The organism is Rummeliibacillus sp. POC4 (genome assembly GCF_003576525.1).
GTDB lineage: Bacteria > Bacillota > Bacilli > Bacillales_A > Planococcaceae > Rummeliibacillus.
This window is the reverse complement of sequence record NZ_QWUA01000074.1, coordinates 1-17,361: the sequence shown is the minus strand read 5'-3', so window position 1 is coordinate 17,361 and position 17,361 is coordinate 1. Positions and strand designations below refer to the sequence as shown.

Annotated in this window: 18 protein-coding genes, 1 tRNA gene, 1 other RNA gene and 1 other annotated feature; of the genes, 17 read left to right on the top strand and 3 right to left on the bottom strand. The window is 35.6% G+C overall.

From position 1 onward, the window contains the following. From D1606_RS19145 to D1606_RS15830, 4 genes are all read left to right on the top strand, one after another. Window positions 1–197, top strand: a 197-nt coding sequence (locus D1606_RS19145) for a hypothetical protein (protein ID WP_233548139.1), incomplete at its 5' end; no start/stop codon positions are given. Window positions 198–367: 170 nt separating this feature from the next. After that, window positions 368–844 (top strand): glutathione peroxidase, encoded by a 477-nt coding sequence (locus tag D1606_RS15840; RefSeq protein WP_119416982.1) that lies wholly within the window; start codon window positions 368–370, stop codon window positions 842–844. A gap of 102 nt (window positions 845–946) precedes the next feature. Further along, complete coding sequence (gene guaB / locus D1606_RS15835; RefSeq protein WP_119416981.1) at window positions 947–2,413, top strand: IMP dehydrogenase; 1,467 nt, start codon at window positions 947–949, stop codon at window positions 2,411–2,413. 134 nt (window positions 2,414–2,547) lie between these two features. Next, a complete protein-coding gene (locus D1606_RS15830; protein ID WP_369973820.1) occupies window positions 2,548–3,843 on the top strand; it encodes a serine hydrolase in 1,296 nt (431 codons plus the stop codon). Window positions 3,844–3,984: 141 nt separating this feature from the next. Here D1606_RS15830 and pdxR read toward each other — a convergent pair whose 3' ends face one another. Then, window positions 3,985–5,400, bottom strand: a complete 1,416-nt coding sequence (gene pdxR, locus D1606_RS15825) for a MocR-like pyridoxine biosynthesis transcription factor PdxR (protein ID WP_119416980.1) — start codon at window positions 5,398–5,400, stop codon at window positions 3,985–3,987. A gap of 104 nt (window positions 5,401–5,504) precedes the next feature. Here pdxR and pdxS point away from each other — a divergent pair, with 104 nt between their 5' ends. From pdxS to serS, 3 genes are all read left to right on the top strand, one after another. Next, window positions 5,505–6,392, top strand: a complete 888-nt coding sequence (pdxS, locus tag D1606_RS15820; protein ID WP_206426831.1) for a pyridoxal 5'-phosphate synthase lyase subunit PdxS — start codon at window positions 5,505–5,507, stop codon at window positions 6,390–6,392. 1 nt (window position 6,393) lies between these two features. Next, window positions 6,394–7,002, top strand: a complete 609-nt coding sequence (gene pdxT / locus D1606_RS15815) for a pyridoxal 5'-phosphate synthase glutaminase subunit PdxT (RefSeq protein WP_119416979.1) — start codon at window positions 6,394–6,396, stop codon at window positions 7,000–7,002. 18 nt (window positions 7,003–7,020) lie between these two features. Next, window positions 7,021–7,237 (top strand) — a binding site (T-box leader). A gap of 75 nt (window positions 7,238–7,312) precedes the next feature. After that, window positions 7,313–8,599 carry a serine--tRNA ligase gene (gene serS / locus D1606_RS15810; RefSeq protein ID WP_119416978.1) on the top strand — a complete coding sequence of 429 codons (1,287 nt, stop codon included), beginning with the start codon at window positions 7,313–7,315 and terminating at the stop codon, window positions 8,597–8,599. Between the two features lie 60 nt (window positions 8,600–8,659). Here the strand turns inward: serS and tadA are convergent, their stop codons facing one another. Then, complete coding sequence (gene tadA / locus D1606_RS15805) at window positions 8,660–9,157, bottom strand: tRNA adenosine(34) deaminase TadA (protein WP_199670777.1); 498 nt, start codon at window positions 9,155–9,157, stop codon at window positions 8,660–8,662. Between the two features lie 89 nt (window positions 9,158–9,246). Between tadA and D1606_RS15800 the strand changes: the two genes are divergently transcribed. The 4 genes from D1606_RS15800 (at window position 9,247) to D1606_RS15785 (ending at window position 12,771) form a co-directional block, all read left to right on the top strand. Continuing rightward, window positions 9,247–10,392, top strand: coding sequence for a glycosyl hydrolase family 18 protein (locus D1606_RS15800; protein ID WP_119416976.1), 1,146 nt, complete (start codon window positions 9,247–9,249; stop codon window positions 10,390–10,392). A 280-nt stretch (window positions 10,393–10,672) separates the two neighbouring features. Beyond that, a complete protein-coding gene (locus D1606_RS15795) occupies window positions 10,673–11,311 on the top strand; it encodes a deoxynucleoside kinase (protein ID WP_119416975.1) in 639 nt (212 codons plus the stop codon). Beyond that, window positions 11,308–11,979, top strand: a complete 672-nt coding sequence (locus D1606_RS15790) for a deoxynucleoside kinase (protein ID WP_119416974.1) — start codon at window positions 11,308–11,310, stop codon at window positions 11,977–11,979. Before D1606_RS15795 ends, D1606_RS15790 begins: the two co-directional genes overlap by 4 nt. A 249-nt stretch (window positions 11,980–12,228) precedes the next feature. After that, window positions 12,229–12,771, top strand: a complete 543-nt coding sequence (locus D1606_RS15785; RefSeq protein ID WP_199670776.1) for an LOG family protein — start codon at window positions 12,229–12,231, stop codon at window positions 12,769–12,771. Between the two features lie 225 nt (window positions 12,772–12,996). On the opposite strand, the gene D1606_RS15780 is transcribed toward D1606_RS15785, so the two are convergent. Continuing rightward, a tRNA-Ser gene (locus tag D1606_RS15780) sits at window positions 12,997–13,089 on the bottom strand. Between the two features lie 249 nt (window positions 13,090–13,338). Between D1606_RS15780 and ffs the strand changes: the two genes are divergently transcribed. From ffs to D1606_RS19370, 6 genes are all read left to right on the top strand, one after another. Then, window positions 13,339–13,604: signal recognition particle sRNA large type (gene ffs, locus D1606_RS15775), an RNA gene on the top strand. A gap of 145 nt (window positions 13,605–13,749) precedes the next feature. Next, entirely contained in the window at window positions 13,750–15,501 is a 1,752-nt protein-coding gene (gene dnaX, locus D1606_RS15770) for a DNA polymerase III subunit gamma/tau (RefSeq protein WP_119416973.1), read from the top strand. Window positions 15,502–15,525: 24 nt separating this feature from the next. Next, window positions 15,526–15,843: a YbaB/EbfC family nucleoid-associated protein gene (locus D1606_RS15765; protein ID WP_119416972.1), complete on the top strand. Its 318-nt coding sequence runs from the start codon at window positions 15,526–15,528 to the stop codon at window positions 15,841–15,843. Window positions 15,844–15,854: 11 nt separating this feature from the next. Then, complete coding sequence (gene recR / locus D1606_RS15760; RefSeq protein WP_119416971.1) at window positions 15,855–16,451, top strand: recombination mediator RecR; 597 nt, start codon at window positions 15,855–15,857, stop codon at window positions 16,449–16,451. Window positions 16,452–16,469: 18 nt separating this feature from the next. Further along, entirely contained in the window at window positions 16,470–16,682 is a 213-nt protein-coding gene (locus D1606_RS15755) for a YaaL family protein (protein WP_119416970.1), read from the top strand. A gap of 66 nt (window positions 16,683–16,748) precedes the next feature. After that, a complete protein-coding gene (locus D1606_RS19370) occupies window positions 16,749–17,027 on the top strand; it encodes a pro-sigmaK processing inhibitor BofA family protein (RefSeq protein ID WP_119416969.1) in 279 nt (92 codons plus the stop codon). Window positions 17,028–17,361 lie beyond the last annotated feature (334 nt).

The window sequence follows — 17,361 nt, the reverse complement described above, 5'->3', positions numbered from 1 at the left end:
GCGCCAATGGTAGTTGGGGGCTGTCCCCCTGCGAGAGTAGGTCGTTGCTAGGCACACTAAAAGCGCAACTGTTTATTCAGTTGCGCTTTTTTTATACAAAATATTACTGGAATATTATTTACAAACAAACTTTTAAAAAAGATGATGAAATTTTCTTTATGTGTTGTAGAGAAAATATTAAAAGAATACTTTTATAATAAGAGCTTTGTGTTACTAAAATACGAGATATTTAATATTTTACTTTCAACTAGAGGACTTGCACTCTATTTTTATAAGTATCTTCTTCTTACTTAAGGAAAAATTCCAAAAGTATATGTATTAAAACAAAGCCAAAAGGATAGGACGAATATTAGAAGGAGGAAAGAGAATGACAAGTGTCTACGATTTTATTGTTGAGAAAACGAATGGAGAGAAACAGGATTTACAACAGTTCAAAGGAAATCCAATGTTAATTGTTAATACGGCAAGTAAATGTGGCTTTACACCACAATTTAAAGAATTACAAGATCTCTACGAAAAGTATCAAGATAAAGGATTTACTATTCTAGGATTCCCGTGTAGTCAGTTTAATAATCAAGAGTTTGCTAATATAGACGAAACGTTAGCATACTGCCAGTTGAATTATAACGTTGAATTTCCAATGTTTGCTAAGATAGATGTAAAGGGTGAAAATGCGTCACCTTTGTTTAAGTTTCTTGTCTCACAAAAGAAAGGATTGCTAACGGAAGGAATAAAATGGAATTTCACAAAGTTCCTAATTGATGGGAATGGAAATGTAGTGGCTAGATATGCTCCACAAACATCACCTTCTAAAATAGAAAATGACATTAAATCTTTATTGTGAGAAAAATCTAAATAATCTTACTTATCTTAGATTCCTTGACAAGTAAACGCATACGTTGTTAACCTTACAATTAATATATTTTTTATAGGAGGAGTTTAAGAAATGTGGGAAACGAAATTTGCCAAAGAGGGTTTAACATTTGATGATGTACTACTTGTGCCAGCACATTCTGAAGTATTACCTAAGGAAGTAGATTTATCAGTTAATTTAACATCAAAGATTAAATTGAATATCCCTATTATCAGTGCAGGGATGGATACAGTAACTGAAGCAACAATGGCAATCGCAATGGCTCGTCAAGGCGGCTTAGGTATCATTCATAAAAACATGAGTATTGAAGAACAAGCTGAACAAGTTGAAAAAGTTAAACGATCTGAAAATGGTGTAATTACAAATCCGTTTTTCTTAACACCTTCTCATCAAGTATTTGACGCAGAACATTTAATGGGGAAATACCGCATTTCAGGTGTTCCAATTGTAAACAATATGGAAGATCGCAAATTAGTAGGCATCATTACAAATCGCGATTTACGATTTGTTCAAGACTACTCTATTAAAATTGATGAAGTGATGACAAAAGAGGATTTAATCACAGCTCCTGTTGGTACTACATTAGATGAAGCTGAAAAAATGCTACAACAATACAAGATAGAAAAGTTACCTATTGTTGACGAAGATGGTGTTTTAACCGGATTAATCACTATTAAGGATATTGAGAAAGTAATGGAATATCCAAATGCTGCAAAAGATCAACATGGTCGTTTACTTGTTGGCGCAGCTGTAGGTGTAACAAAAGATTCTTTAATCCGTATTCAAAAATTAGTTGAGGCACAAGTTGATGTAATTGTTATTGATACAGCGCACGGTCACTCACAAGGCGTTCTTGATCAAGTGAAAAATATCCGCGCTGCATACCCTGACTTAGTCATTATTGCAGGTAATGTGGCAACAGCAGAAGCTACTAAAGCTCTATATGAAGCTGGAGCAGATGTTGTCAAAGTTGGTATTGGACCTGGTTCTATTTGTACTACTCGTGTTGTTGCTGGTGTAGGAGTACCACAAATTACAGCTATATATGATTGTGCTACAGAGGCACGTCGTCAAGGTAAAACTATAATAGCTGATGGTGGTATAAAATATTCTGGTGATATTGTTAAAGCTCTAGCTGCTGGTGGACATGCTGTTATGTTAGGTAGCTTACTAGCAGGAACATCTGAAGCGCCAGGGGAAACTGAGATTTTCCAAGGACGTCAATTCAAAGTTTACCGAGGAATGGGTTCTGTTGCTGCAATGGAAAATGGTTCTAAGGATCGTTATTTCCAAGAGAATGCGAAAAAACTTGTTCCTGAAGGTATTGAAGGTAGACTTCCATTTAAAGGACCATTGTCTGATACTATCTATCAATTACTTGGTGGTATTCGTTCAGGAATGGGTTATTGTGGAACAAAAGATCTTCATGATTTACGCGAAAAAGCACAATTTGTTCGTATGACAGGTGCTGGTTTAAGAGAAAGTCATCCACATGATGTACAAATTACGAAAGAAGCACCAAACTATTCATTAGCTTAAATTTGTATCTTTAGCACTCTTTTCGTAACTATTTATGTTGCGGAAAGGGTGTTTTTAATATCTAATGGTTGAAACACTATATTCTGTGTTAAAATGAGCGAGATAAATCTATACATAATTGGAGGTAAGAATAGGTGAAGACATCTAGAAAAAGCAAAACAATTAGTATAATGATAGCTATTGCTCTTTTGTTTAGCATGGTATCGTTACTACCCGGAGGAAATACAGCAAGCGCTACTGATAATCTAGGGTTAAATGTTAAAGGTGCAATTTTAATCGACGCTGATTCTGGTAAGATTTTGTATGAAAAAAATGCTAACGAGGCACTTGGAATTGCTAGTATGTCAAAGATGTTGACAGAGTATATTCTATTAGATGCTATAAATGATGGTAAAGTGAAGTGGGACCAAAAATATAAAGTCTCAGATTATGCTTACAAAATCTCTCAAGATCGCGCATTAAGTAATGTTCCATTACGTGCTGATGGCGAATATACCATTAAAGAATTATATGAAGCAATGGCTATTTATTCTGCTAATGCTGCTACTATTGCAATAGCCGAAACTATTGCTGGATCTGAAACTGAATTTTTAACATTAATGAATAAAAAAGCTAAGGAAATTGGTTTAAAGGGTTATCACTTTGTAAATGCTACAGGCCTTAACAATGCACAATTACAAGGTATGCAACCAAAGGGTACATCAGCTAGTGATGAAAATAAAATGCCAGCAAAATCAGTTGCTCGTCTTGCATATCATTTATTAAAAGATCATCCAGAGGTTTTAAAAACTTCAAGCATTCCTAGAAAAACATTCCGTGAAGGAACAGATGATGCGATTAAAATGGATAACTGGAACTTTATGTTGCCAGGTCTTGTATCTGAGTATGAAGGCGTAGATGGACTTAAAACAGGTACTACGGATTATGCTGGACAATGTTTCACAGGTACTGCAAAACGCAATGGTACACGTCTAATTGCGGTTGTAATGCATGCAGAAGGTGCAGCACATATAGCTCGTTTTAAAGCAGCTCGTCAACTATTTGATTATGGCTTTGGCCAATTTACAACTGAAGAAATCGTGCCAGCTGGCTATACATTTAAAAAACAAAGATCAATAGCAGTTAAAAATGGTAAAGAAAAAAATGTTAAGATAGCTACAAAAGATTCAATTTCCATGATGGTTAAAACAAGCGAAGTAGATGATTATCAAGCTAAACTTGTGCTAGATAAAGAGTCATTGAATGCTCCGGCGAAAAAAGGAACTGTTGTTGGACACGTTCAAATTGACAAAAAATCTGGTAAAGATTATGGATTTATAGATGGCTCAGTGAGCGGTGCAGATGTAGTGACTGCTGTTACTGCCGAAAAGGTAGGATGGTTCTCTCTTACACTTAAAAAAATTGGCGCATTCTTCTCAGGATTATTTTAAATAATATAAACAAAAGGGACTGGTTTTACAACCGGTCCCTTTTGTTTATATTATAAATGATAAAGTAAGATTCTATTTTAGTTAGGAAATTTAATGAATATCAAGCGCTCTTAGTCTAAGATTGGTTTTTGTAGTCTTAATTTAATCTGCAGTGCGTCTAATTCTCCAACAATCCATTAATTTTTGAATGGTATTTGTAATTTCAGCCTCTTCTATTCCTCCGAACCCTAGTAAAAATTGGTCTTCTCGATTTTGAGCTGTAGGTGCAATCATGTACTCTTTGATAGGTATAATCCTTATTCCTTGTTGTAGTGCAATGTTGCTCAAGTCCGTAGCACTCATCTCTTTCCTTACAGTTAATACAACATGCATACCGGCTTGCTCACCGGAAATAGAAACTGTTGGGGCATATGGATCTAGAGCTTGTGTGAGTTTTTCTAATTTTTTTCTGTAAATTTTACGCATACGATTCAAGTGTTTTGAAAAATAGCCATCCTTCATAAATTGGGTTAGCATATGTTGTTCAAAACGAGGAACGGTAGATGTATAGTATGTGAATATATCATGGTATCGAGTTAGTAATTTTTCGGGTAATACAAAGTATGCAATACGTAAAGATGGCATAAGTGATTTTGAAAAAGTACTAATATATATAACTTTTCCTCGATGATCCATTCCTTGTAAAGAGGCAATTGGCTTTCCTATATAACGGAATTCGCTATCATAGTCATCCTCTATAATATATCGTTCTTCCTCTTGTGCAGCCCAATTTAAAAGTTGAGCTCTTCGCGATGCAGAAAGAACTGCTCCTGTAGGAAACTGATGAGATGGGGTAACATAAGCAACTTTAGCACTTGATCCTTCTAATTGTTGTATTTGCATGCCATCTTCATCTACGTCGATTGGAATTACACTTTGATTGTATTGAGAAAAAATATGATGTGTTAAGGCATAACCTGGATTTTCAATTGCATATAGATTATCCTCTCCTAATAGTTTTATAATCATTGGCAAGAGCTGTTCGGTACCGGAACCTATAACGATCTGTTCTGGTGAGCATAAAACACCCCTTGATTGATATAAATAACTTGCAATTTGTTCGCGTAATTCTTGTTCACCTTGAGGGGAACCTATTAGTAACAAATCTTGTTTATGGTCATCAATAGCATCTTTTGCATACTTACGCCATGTAGTAAAAGGAAAAGAAGATGTATCAATTTTCCCCGGGTTAAAGTCAATTAGGATTTTGGGCTTTTTAGTAGTTTTAATCATTTGTTGAGAAGTTGTCTTTTCTACGTAAGCTAATTCTTCGATTGCTTCAACGAAAAAACCAACCCGTGATTTAGAAGTAATATATCCTTCTGCTATTAATTGTGCATATGCTAGTTCTACAGTTGTTTGGCTAATTGATAAAAATTCTGAGAGCTTTCTTTTAGATGGGAGCTTGGTTTGAACAGCGATTGTCCCTTCGATAATTCCTTTCTTTATTTCCTCGTACAGTTGTTCATAAAGCGGTGTTGCGGAATCCTTTTCTAATTGAATCATTAACATATCCATCATATCACCCCTAACTGACCATTTTAAAAATCGAATAACTGAATCTTTTGTTATGGTCAATTTTCAATATACTAATAGCATACTAGTTTTTGGGAGGGAATGGAATGGTTATTCAAACAGGTACTGAACGAGTAAAAAGGGGAATGGCAGAGATGCAAAAGGGTGGCGTTATCATGGACGTTATTAATGCAGAGCAGGCTAAAATTGCAGAGGCTGCAGGCGCAGTAGCAGTCATGGCATTAGAACGTGTCCCATCTGATATCCGCTCTGCCGGTGGAGTAGCACGAATGGCAGATCCTCGTATAGTTGAGGAGGTAATGGATGCTGTATCAATTCCAGTGATGGCAAAAGTACGCATTGGACATAAAGTAGAGGCACGTGTGCTTGAATCAATGGGCGTCGATTATATAGATGAGAGTGAAGTGTTAACACCAGCAGATGAAGAATTTCATTTATTAAAAAGTGAATATACTGTACCGTTTGTTTGTGGTTGCCGCGATTTAGGGGAGGCTGCACGTCGTATAGGTGAGGGGGCATCTATGTTACGAACAAAAGGAGAACCTGGAACTGGCAATATTGTTGAAGCTGTCCGACATATTCGAAAAGTCCATGCACAGGTTCGTAAGGTGGCGAACATGGCAAAAGATGAGTTAATGACCGAGGCAAAAATGTTAGGAGCACCTTTTGAAGTTTTACTTGAAATAAATCGTTTAGGACGTTTACCGGTGGTAAATTTTGCTGCGGGTGGTATAGCGACTCCTGCAGATGCTGCATTAATGATGGAGTTAGGTGCAGATGGGGTATTTGTTGGTTCGGGGATTTTTAAATCTGAAAATCCAGAGAAGTTTGCTCGTGCAATTGTAGAAGCTACAACAAATTATCAAGATTATAAGTTAATCGCTGAAGTATCAAAGGACCTTGGTATACCAATGAAAGGAATGGATATATCAAAACTTTCACAACAAGATCGTATGCAGGAGCGAGGATGGTAATATGGTTAAAATCGGAGTATTGGCTTTACAAGGAGCTGTACGAGAACATTTTAACGCAATTGAAGCAGTTGGTGCGACAGCTATAGAGGTGAAACATCAAGAGGAATTACAGGATATAGATGGTCTTGTAATACCAGGTGGGGAAAGTACAGCTATGAGAAAGCTCATTGATTATGATGACTTAATGCCCGCATTACAGCGTTTCTCTTTATCTGGTAAGCCGATGTTTGGTACATGTGCGGGTTTAATCCTCCTTGCTAATAAAATTATAGATGAGAATAAGACACATATAGGTGCAATGAATGTAGAAGTTAAGCGGAATTCATTTGGACGTCAAATAAATAGTTTTGAAGCATTGTTAGATTTAAAAGGAATAGGTAATGGTTTTCCTGCTATCTTTATTCGTGCGCCTCATATTGTTCGAGTCGGTGCAAATGTAGAAATTTTGGGTGAATATGAAGGGCGAATAGTACTCGCACGTGATGGTCAATATCTCGGATGCTCTTTTCATCCGGAATTAGCAGAAGATACGCGTATAATAGAATATTTTGTTCATATGGTGGAGGAAAGTAAGCGTTCAATACTTGCGCAACTTAAGAATGTATTGTAAAGTATGGGTAACTTAAAATTTATCACGATGATAGGAAGTAGTAACAAGTATGTTTTTTTTAGAGAGTCGACGGTTGGTGGAAGTCGATAAAGGCACTTGTGAATCCGTCCTGGAGTTGCTCAGTTGAACTTTTAGTAAGCTGTAGCCGGTTCTAAGCCGTTATGAAACAAGAGGAGTAGACATGACAATGTCTATTCAATTAGGGTGGCAACGCGGGTATGCTCTCGTCCCTTTCAGGGGATGAGGGCTTTTTTGTTTTTATTTTTTAAACTACTTCTCTAAAATCGAATATACAACTGGAGGAATAAATATGTTAGACATTAAACGTGTCCGCGCAAACTATGCGGAAATCAAAGAAAAATTAGCCCATCGTAATGAAGACCTTGGTACAATTGATCACTTTGAAGAATGGGATCAACAACGCCGTGATTTAATTGCAAAAACAGAGGTTTTAAAAGCAGAACGTAATAAAGCTTCTGAAGCAATTGCGCAAAAGAAACGTAACAAAGAAAATGCAGATGCAGATATTGCTCGTATGCGTGAAGTTGGGGAAGAAATAAAAAAATTAGATGAAGAATTGAACGAAGTTGAAGCTAAGTTTAATGATATGATGATGCGCCTTCCAAATATCCCACATGAAAGTGTACCTGTTGGTGATTCTGAAGATGATAACGAAGAAGTATATAAATGGGGAGAAGTACCAACATTTGATTTTGAAATTAAAGCACATTGGGATCTTGGACCAGAACTTGGAATTATAGATTTTGATCGTGCAGGTAAAGTAACAGGTAGTCGCTTTACGTTTTATAGAGGTTTAGGTGCTCGTCTTGAACGTGCTCTTTGGAACTTTATGATGGACTTACATGCTGACAAACATGGTTATGAAGAAATGCTACCTCCATACATGGCAAACCGTGCAAGTTTAACTGGTACAGGTCAACTTCCAAAATTTGAGGAAGATGCATTTTTAGTTGAAAAACCGGATTATTTCTTAATTCCAACTGCTGAAGTACCTGTAACAAACTATTATCGTGATGAAATTCTTGATGGTGCAAAACTTCCTCAAGCATTTACTGCTTTTAGTGCTTGTTTCCGTTCTGAAGCAGGTTCTGCTGGACGTGATACACGTGGTTTAATCCGTCAACACCAATTCAATAAAGTGGAACTTGTTCGTTTTGTAAAACCAGAAGATTCTTATGACGAATTAGAAAAACTTACTGGTCATGCAGAGGAAGTTCTTCAATTGTTAGGTTTGCCATACCGTAAACTTAAAATGTGTACAGCTGATCTTGGATTTACAGCAGCTAAAAAATATGACTTAGAAGTTTGGATACCAGCACAAAACATGTATCGTGAAATTTCTTCTTGCTCAAACTTTGAAGACTTCCAAGCTCGTCGTGCAAATATCCGCTTCCGTCGCGAACCAGGTGCAAAACCTGAGTATGTCCACACTTTAAACGGATCAGGTCTTGCCATCGGTCGTACTGTAGCAGCTATTTTGGAAAACTATCAACAAGCTGATGGAAGTGTAAAAATACCAGAAGTACTTGTACCATATATGGGTGGAATAGAAGTAATTCCAGCACTATCTAAATAATAGTAAATAGGCTGCCTAAAATGATTTATTCATTTTGGGTGGCCTTTTTTATATGTTTTTTTAATTTCCTTCTGTTTGTTTACGGAGTCTTTTCTCTTCTTTTTTTCGTATACGTAAAGCTTTAAAAAAATTTGTTAGCATCGCACTGCACTCTTCAGCCATGACTCCTTCTGTTACTTCACACTCATGATTGAAACGACTGTCGTTTAAAAGATGGTAGAGCGAGTCGACACAGCCAGCTTTTAAATCACGAGCTCCATATACGACGCGTGGTATTCGAGATTGTAAAATAGCACCCGAACACATTGGACAAGGCTCTAATGTAACGTATAGCGTTGTTTCTTCTAAACGCCAACTTCCTATAACATCACAGGCATGTTGAATAGCCATTAGTTCAGCATGTGTTACAGCATTTTGAGAATTTTCCCTTAAATTATGTGCACGTGCAATTATTTCATCTCGATAGACAATAATTGCACCAATTGGAACTTCCCCTAGTTCAGCTGCTTGCTGTGCCTCTTCAAGTGCAATTTGCATAAATTGATGATCTTTGTTCATTTTCACACTCTCCTTGCCAAATAGTTTAGCATGATTTTCAAGTTAGTGGCATATGATTAGTCATCATGTATATATAGAGGGGGATTTCTTTGATATACGTTGTAAAACAGGGAGATAGTTTATATAAAATTGCAAGGGATTATAATACAACAGTTGCAACAATAGTTGCATTGAATGAATTATCGAATCCAGATGTACTGGTAGTCGGACAAACGCTCGTTTTACCTGAAACGCCAAATCCAAATCGTAAAGCAATTGCTACAAATGCATATGTAGAGTGGTATACGAATGAGGTACCAGCACGACTCTCACAGGAATTAAGTAAAAGAGGTCCATTACTTACTTATATGATGCCATTTGCATATGAAGTAAAGAGGGATGGTACATTGACTTCTCTCAATTGGGGAGATTTAGAAGAAGTTGCAGCAGCCAATAGAACAGCTTCTGCAGTTGTACTCACTAATATAGAAAATGGTGCATTTAGCGATACATTAGCGCATGAAATTTTTATGGATACCAATTTGCAAGATTTAATCATTGGAGCAGCGATAAAGGAGGCAAAACAACATAATGCAAAAGACATTCATGTAGATTTTGAATACTTACCTCCAGAAGATAAGGAAAAATATGTAGATTTTCTAAAAAGGTTAGCTTCAAAAGCTCATCCTGAAGGATTAACAATTTCAGCAGCACTAGCCCCTAAAACTAGTGCTAATCAGCCTGGAAAATGGTATGAGGGGCACGATTATAAAGCAATTGGAGAAGTAGTAGATTTTGTTGTCATAATGACGTATGAATGGGGATATAGCGGTGGACCACCAATGGCTGTATCACCTATTACCCCAGTAACACAAGTTCTTGAATATGCAGTAAAGGATATTCCAGCTAATAAAATTATGATGGGGCAGAATTTATACGGTTATGATTGGAAGTTGCCATATAAGGTAGGTAACCCTAATGCTGTTGCTGTTAGTGCACAGTATGCCATTGATCTTGCAAGGCAAAACAATGCGGCAATTTCATACGATGAAGTTGCACAAGCACCATTTTTTCACTATTGGAAAGATGGAGTGGAACATGTCGTTTGGTTTGAAGATGCTAGATCTATAGAGGCAAAGTTCAAATTATTGCAGAGATTAGGATTAAAGGGTATTGCTTATTGGCATCTCGGTTTTTCTTTTCCACAAAATTGGGCGCTCTTACAACAAATGTTTCATGTGGAACATATCGTATAATTGTGAATTAAGAGACTTGACGATTATCGTCAGGTCTCTTCTTTTTTATGGGAGATAATATTGTAGTAAAGTGTTTTAGAATTGAATGCTCGATTCAATTCTAATTAATCCTTTATTTATACTACTTGGCATAGAAGGAACATAGTGTTTATTAGATTCTAGTAATAATTATTTAATTATAGAACGTCTTTATGATAAACTGTTTTCCTACTGTCCAACATTTTTCTACTGTGTTAGAATTATAGACATTGACTAAAAAGTAAACAAAGGGGGATTTCTAATGCCTGTGCCGTTTATCACGGTAGAAGGGCCTATTGGTGTTGGAAAGACGTCACTTTCTAAAATAATTTCCGAGACATTTAATTTTCATTTATTAAAGGAAATTGTAGATGAAAACCCATTTTTAGATAAATTCTATGAAGATATTGATGAATGGAGTTTTCAAACGGAAATGTTCTTTTTGTGTAATCGATATAAGCAATTAAATGATATTAAAGAATATATTTTAGCTAATGACCAACCAGTAGTGGCTGATTACCATATTTTTAAAAACCTGATTTTTGCAAAACGTACATTACCATCATTAGAATTTTATAAATATGAGAAAATTTATCGAATTTTAACAGAAGATATGATTAAACCGAATGTAGTAATCTATCTTTATGCAAGTGTAGATACATTGATGAAACGTATTGCAATGAGAGGTCGAGAATTCGAGAAAATGATCTCTAGAGAATATATGGAACAATTAGTAGCGGACTATCATGAATTTATAAGTGCTTTTGAACAAGAACATCCAGATATCCTTGTCATTCATTTTAATGGGGATGATATGGATTTTGTACACAATGATACAGATCTACAAAAAATATTAAATACAGTAGAGGAAACGTTAGAAAAAAGGAGCTTTAAGGCATGAATTTAAGAGAGAAATACGGTATTCCATCAAATGCCGTTATTACAATAGCAGGAACAGTAGGTGTGGGAAAATCTACGATGACAAATGCATTAGCGAAAGCATTAAACTTTCGTACTTCTTTTGAAAAAGTAGACACAAATCCATACTTAGATAAATTTTATGATGATTTTAGTAAATGGAGTTTCCATTTACAAATTTATTTCCTTGCTGAACGCTTTAAAGAACAAAAACGTATATTTGAGTATGGCGGAGGCTTTATCCAAGATCGTTCGATTTATGAAGATACAGGCATTTTCGCAAAAATGCACTTTGATAAAGGGACGATGAGCCCGACTGATTATGAAACATATACAAATTTATTTGATGCAATGGTAATGACACCATATTTCCCACACCCTGACTTACTAATATATCTTGAAGGCCCGATTGATGATATTATTGGTCGTATCGTAGAACGTGGACGTCCGATGGAACAACAAACAGATAAAGAATACTGGTATGAAATGCACAATCGCTATGAAAATTGGATTGATAATTTTAATGCTTGCCCAGTACTTCGTTTAGATATTAATGATTATGATTTAATGAAAAATCCAGATACAATCGAAATTATTTTAGAACGAATTGGTCATTTTATGGAACAAACATCTCATCTACGTAGAAGATAATAAATTTAGAACTGTTTTGGAAGCTATTAGAAGTAACTTCCCAAACAGTTTTTTTATATCAGTAAAAAGACATTGGCAGCATACGTGATTAGGATATTACATCTATTAACTAAACAGTTTTAAGAAATTAAGTAGAAATCATAAAGGCAACAGCATGTAACAATTCATTTTATAGTTTCTTATTTGGTCCAATATATGATATAAGTAGTCATATAAAATTTAGAATAATAACGGATGATGGGGGATAGTATGCGTGTTGCTATTTATTGCGGTTCAAAAACAGGAAATAACCCAATTTATGCAGAAAAGGCAAAAGAATTAGGTGCATTTTTGGCAAAAAATGATTTGGATATTGTTTATGGCGGTTCTAACCAAGGTCTTATGGGAATAGTTGCAAATGCAGTACTTGAAAACAACGGTAAAGTTATAGGGGTTATGCCGAATTTTTTGCAATGGAAAGAAGTTACTCATGGGCAAATAACAGAACTACATTATGTAAGTACAATGCATGAACGTAAGTGTAAAATGCTTGAATTAGCTGACCTATTAATTGCTTTACCGGGTGGAGCAGGGACTATGGACGAGTTTTTTGATGTGGTGACATTATCACAAATTGGTCAGCACCAAAAAATGGTATGTCTATATAATATAAATGAGTATTATCGACTTTTAAAATTACAGCTTGAATATATGGTGAATGAGGGTTTTATGTTACAGGAACAATATGAAAGTATATTCATTGTTCAAAATCCAGAAGAATTGCTGAAGATTATTCGGAGAAATAATAAATGAACCTTCATATATTTTAAAGACCGCCATTTTTCTTATAACCTGAAGTCTATTCTTTCTAACTAGTTGGAGGTTACAGCTGGGGCATATTTACAGCTAATAGAGGTCAAAATAAAAAAACAAACTATATAGTTTGTTTGAAATTTTCAGATTAAATTATAAAAAGAAAAATTCGTTACAATATGCAACGAATACAATCTCAATATGCGCGTGTTTTTATAAAAATAATGGAGGAGGAAGAGGGATTCGAACCCCCGCGCGGTTTGACCCGCCTGTCGGTTTTCAAGACCGATCCCTTCAGCCAGACTTGGGTATTCCTCCAAATTGTTTTGTTGTCTTACTGACAAAATATACTTTATCATTATTTATTTTGTTAGTCAACAGTTTTAAAAAATTTTTTAATCTAAATTAGGCCTTTATATTTTTCTATGAATGACCGAAAGAACTTTCGGTTAATTAAGGTTTGAAAAAACGTTATTAATGGATACACTTCTTTTTATAATAGTTCATTTTAATGAAATCACGTATTTTAGTTGATTTTTTTAGTAGAAGTTCGTATACTAATAGATGCCGTGCTAGGTGGGAAGGTAGCGGTGTCCTGTAACTCGCAATCCGCTTTAGCGAGACTGAATTCCTTTTTGAGGCTGTCCGTATGTTTGGTCTGCCTCTTGCACGTAGCGTTGACGATTGGGTCCTGCGCAATGAGTCCCCATGAACCATGTCAGGTCCGGAAGGAAGCAGCATTAAGTGGTCTCACTCATGTGCCGCGGGGTAGCCTAATCTGAGCTAACGACAAGAGTAACGCTTATGTACGGCTGTCGAGGAAAGGTGCACGGCATTGACTGTGTAAATTCCAAACTCACTTGCCTTTTAGGTAAGTGAGTTTTTTCTTTTTTATACATATACAAATAAAGGCTAATCATCCGAGCTTATGCTATAATATTTGTATTAAACTGTTATGGCAGAAAGGAGAGAATAACGTTGGCATATCAAGCTTTTTATCGAGTTTATCGCCCGCAATCATTTAGAGAAATGTCAGGGCAGTCTCATGTAAAACGAACACTTCAAAATGCTCTCCTAGCCGACAAAACAACTCATGCGTACCTATTTTCTGGCCCACGTGGTACAGGGAAGACAAGTACTGCGAAAATTTTTGCAAAAGCTTTAAATTGTGAACATGCACCAACTGATGAACCGTGTAATGAATGTGCTACATGTAAAAGCATTACAAATGGGTCCCATCCAGATGTTATTGAATTTGATGCAGCCTCTAATTCAAAAGTTGAAGAGATGCGTGAAATAATAGAAAAGGTTCGATTTGCTCCGGCAAGTGCACGTTATAAGGTTTATATTATTGATGAAGTTCATATGCTTTCAACAAGCGCGTTTAATGCATTACTGAAAACGTTAGAGGAACCTCCAGCCCATGTTGTTTTCATATTAGCAACAACTGAGCCTCATAAAATACCTGCTACAATCATTTCAAGATGTCAAAGATTTGATTTTAAAAGGCTATCGTCTAACGATATATTAGAACGTATGAAGATTGTTCTAGAAGATATTGCATTACCGTATGATGAACAAGCATTGAAAGTCATCGCAAAATCAGCAGCCGGTGGTATGCGTGATGCCTTGAGTATGTTGGATCAGGTAGTGTCATTTAGTGGTGAATCGTTAACACTGGATGATGCACTTTTTGTAACTGGCTCTATTAGCCAGGATATATTTTATGAGCTGGCACAAAGTTTAGCTGATAAGGATGTAGCAAAAGTATTAGCTATGCTTGAACAGTTAATGGATGAAGGAAAAGATGCCGTTCGCCTTTCTGAAGATCTTATTACATTCTTTAGAGACTTGTTGTTAATTCAAACAGCACCTGATTTAGGTGATCTACTTGAATTGGCAACTACAGATGAGAAATTTAAATCGTTAGCTAATAATTTTTCGATGGATACATTGTATAGCTATATCGATATTCTTTCGAAAACACAGCAGGAGATGCGTCTATCTTTACATTCAAAAGTATATTTGGAAACAGCATTGTTGAAAATGTCTCAATCACAATCTGTGATACCTACAAATACAGGTACTTTTAGTGACGTGAGTATACCGGAAGTTGCTGAGTTACAATCAAAACTCACAGTTTTAGAAACATTGGTTCATCAAATGCAACAAGGCGATCATGTTGTTCAACAACAAGCACCCCCTAAACAAAGACAGCATGCGAAACTTACTAGTAAATTTAATGTTCCTGTTGGACGAATACAGGAAGTTTTGAAGGTAGCTACAAAACGCGATATTCAAACGGTTAAAAATGCTTGGGTAGACGTGCTTCATCAATTACCAAAATCACAGTCAGCTTTATTAGAAGATTCAGAACCGGTAGCGGCATCTGAAAGTGCTTTTGTGATAAAATTCAAGTATGAGATCCATTGCCAAATGGCCGCAGATAACAAAGAATTAGTTTCTAACTTTGTCCAATATATGGCCGGAGTTACTGGTAAAATATACGACATTGTATTTGTACCGGAAAATAGTTGGCAAAAGATTAGAACTGATTTTATCCAACACCATAATATGGATAGAAAGAGTGAACATGAAGAAACAGTTGGCGAACAAACATCTGAGGTTGTACAATCTATTTTAGTTGAAGAACAACAATCCTCAGAAGATCCATTAGTTTCAGAAGCTGAAAAGTTATTTGGCAAAGATTTTGTGAAGATAGAAGAGTAAATTAATATTAGGAGGAATTTTAAAATGCGTGGAATGGGTAACATGAATAATATGATGAAACAGATGCAAAAAATGCAAAAGAAAATGATGCAAGCACAAGAAGAGCTTGCTGTACAAACATTTGAAGGTACTGCTAGTAATGGCCTTGTGAAAGTAATAATGAATGGTCAAAAACAAGTACAAGAGGTTCTTATTAATCCAGATGTTGTAGATCCAGAAGATGTAGAATTATTACAAGACATGATCATAATTGCTACAAACGCTGCAATTTCTAAAGTAGATGAAACAACAAATGAAACAATGGGCCAATTCACTAAAGGAATGAACCTTCCTGGATTCTAGGAGGAATTAGGATGCATTATCCTGAACCAATATCCAAACTAATCGATAGTTTTATGAAATTGCCAGGTATCGGGCCGAAAACAGCGTCCCGACTGGCGTTTTTTGTGTTAACGATGCAAGAAGATACAGTGCTTAACTTTGCAAAAGCTCTAGTAGATGCAAAACGTAATTTAAGTTATTGCTCAGTTTGCGGCAATATTACAGATATAGATCCATGTCATATTTGTCAAGATCCACAACGTGATCGTTCAACGATTTGTGTTGTACAAGATACAAAAGATGTTATTGCGATGGAGAAAATGCGCGATTATCATGGCTTATATCACGTATTGCAAGGTGCCATATCCCCAATGGATGGTATCGGACCAGAAGATATTAATGTTCCATCTTTATTAAAAAGATTACAAAATGAAGAAGTTCAAGAATTGATATTAGCAACCAACCCCACAATCGAGGGTGAAGCTACTGCTATGTATATTTCTCGTCTTGTTAAGCCATCTGGAATTCGTACAACACGTATTGCGCATGGTTTACCTGTGGGTGGAGATTTAGAATATGCGGATGAGGTGACTTTATCAAGAGCGTTAGAAGGTAGACGCGAATTGTAGAATGGGGTGCATGAAGAAATGTTTTTTCGAAAACAAAAGCTACGTAAGGAATATGATGATAAGCTTGTTCAGCTAATGCGCCATACAAAAGAGGAATGGCAACGCACACAAAATATTGAGAATTTAATGGTTGATTATGATTTAAATATTATTGCTCAACGGAAAATTGCTGAAAGCAAGCATTTTTACTTATTTAAAGAAGCTCGCATCCGTAAAATTTTAATTAAATAACGAATGACAGATAGTATCCTTGTCATATATATCAGTTACAACATATATTAATGGAGTGTGATTAATATGGCCAAGCTTATAATTAGCTTGATGGGGATACTGTTTGTTTTTTATTGGATCATTAGTAAACCAAAGGGTGTGCGGAACATTCTAGAGCTATTTTCAAATGTCGCTTTCCGTATTACGCTGGCATTCTGCGTGTTATATGTACTTTCTTATGGAGCGGGTTATATAGGGTTATGGATTCCGGTGAACTTTGCCTCAATCCTTATTGTTGGAGTTTTAGGAATCCCGGGAGTAATACTAGTTGCATGTTTAGCGGGTTTTAATTATTTTTTTCTATAGGCTTGTAATAAATGTAGTCATGTGATATATTAAATAGGTTGCTGATTTGATTGCAATATGTATTTTTTACTTTATTAATATAATATTTATATTGACATCAATTAGTTAATATGATATGATATTAAAGTCGTTAAGAGACAACAAGTTATATCTAGTATAACTTAATTGAATATAACTTTTAAAAAGTTGTTGACAATCAAACGTTATGATGATATAATAAATGAGTCGTTAAGATAACGACATGATATGAACCTTGAAAACTGAACAAGCAAGATGTTAATCAATAAACTTTGTTTTTAACAAAGACAAAATAGATATCATCATATAATGATAC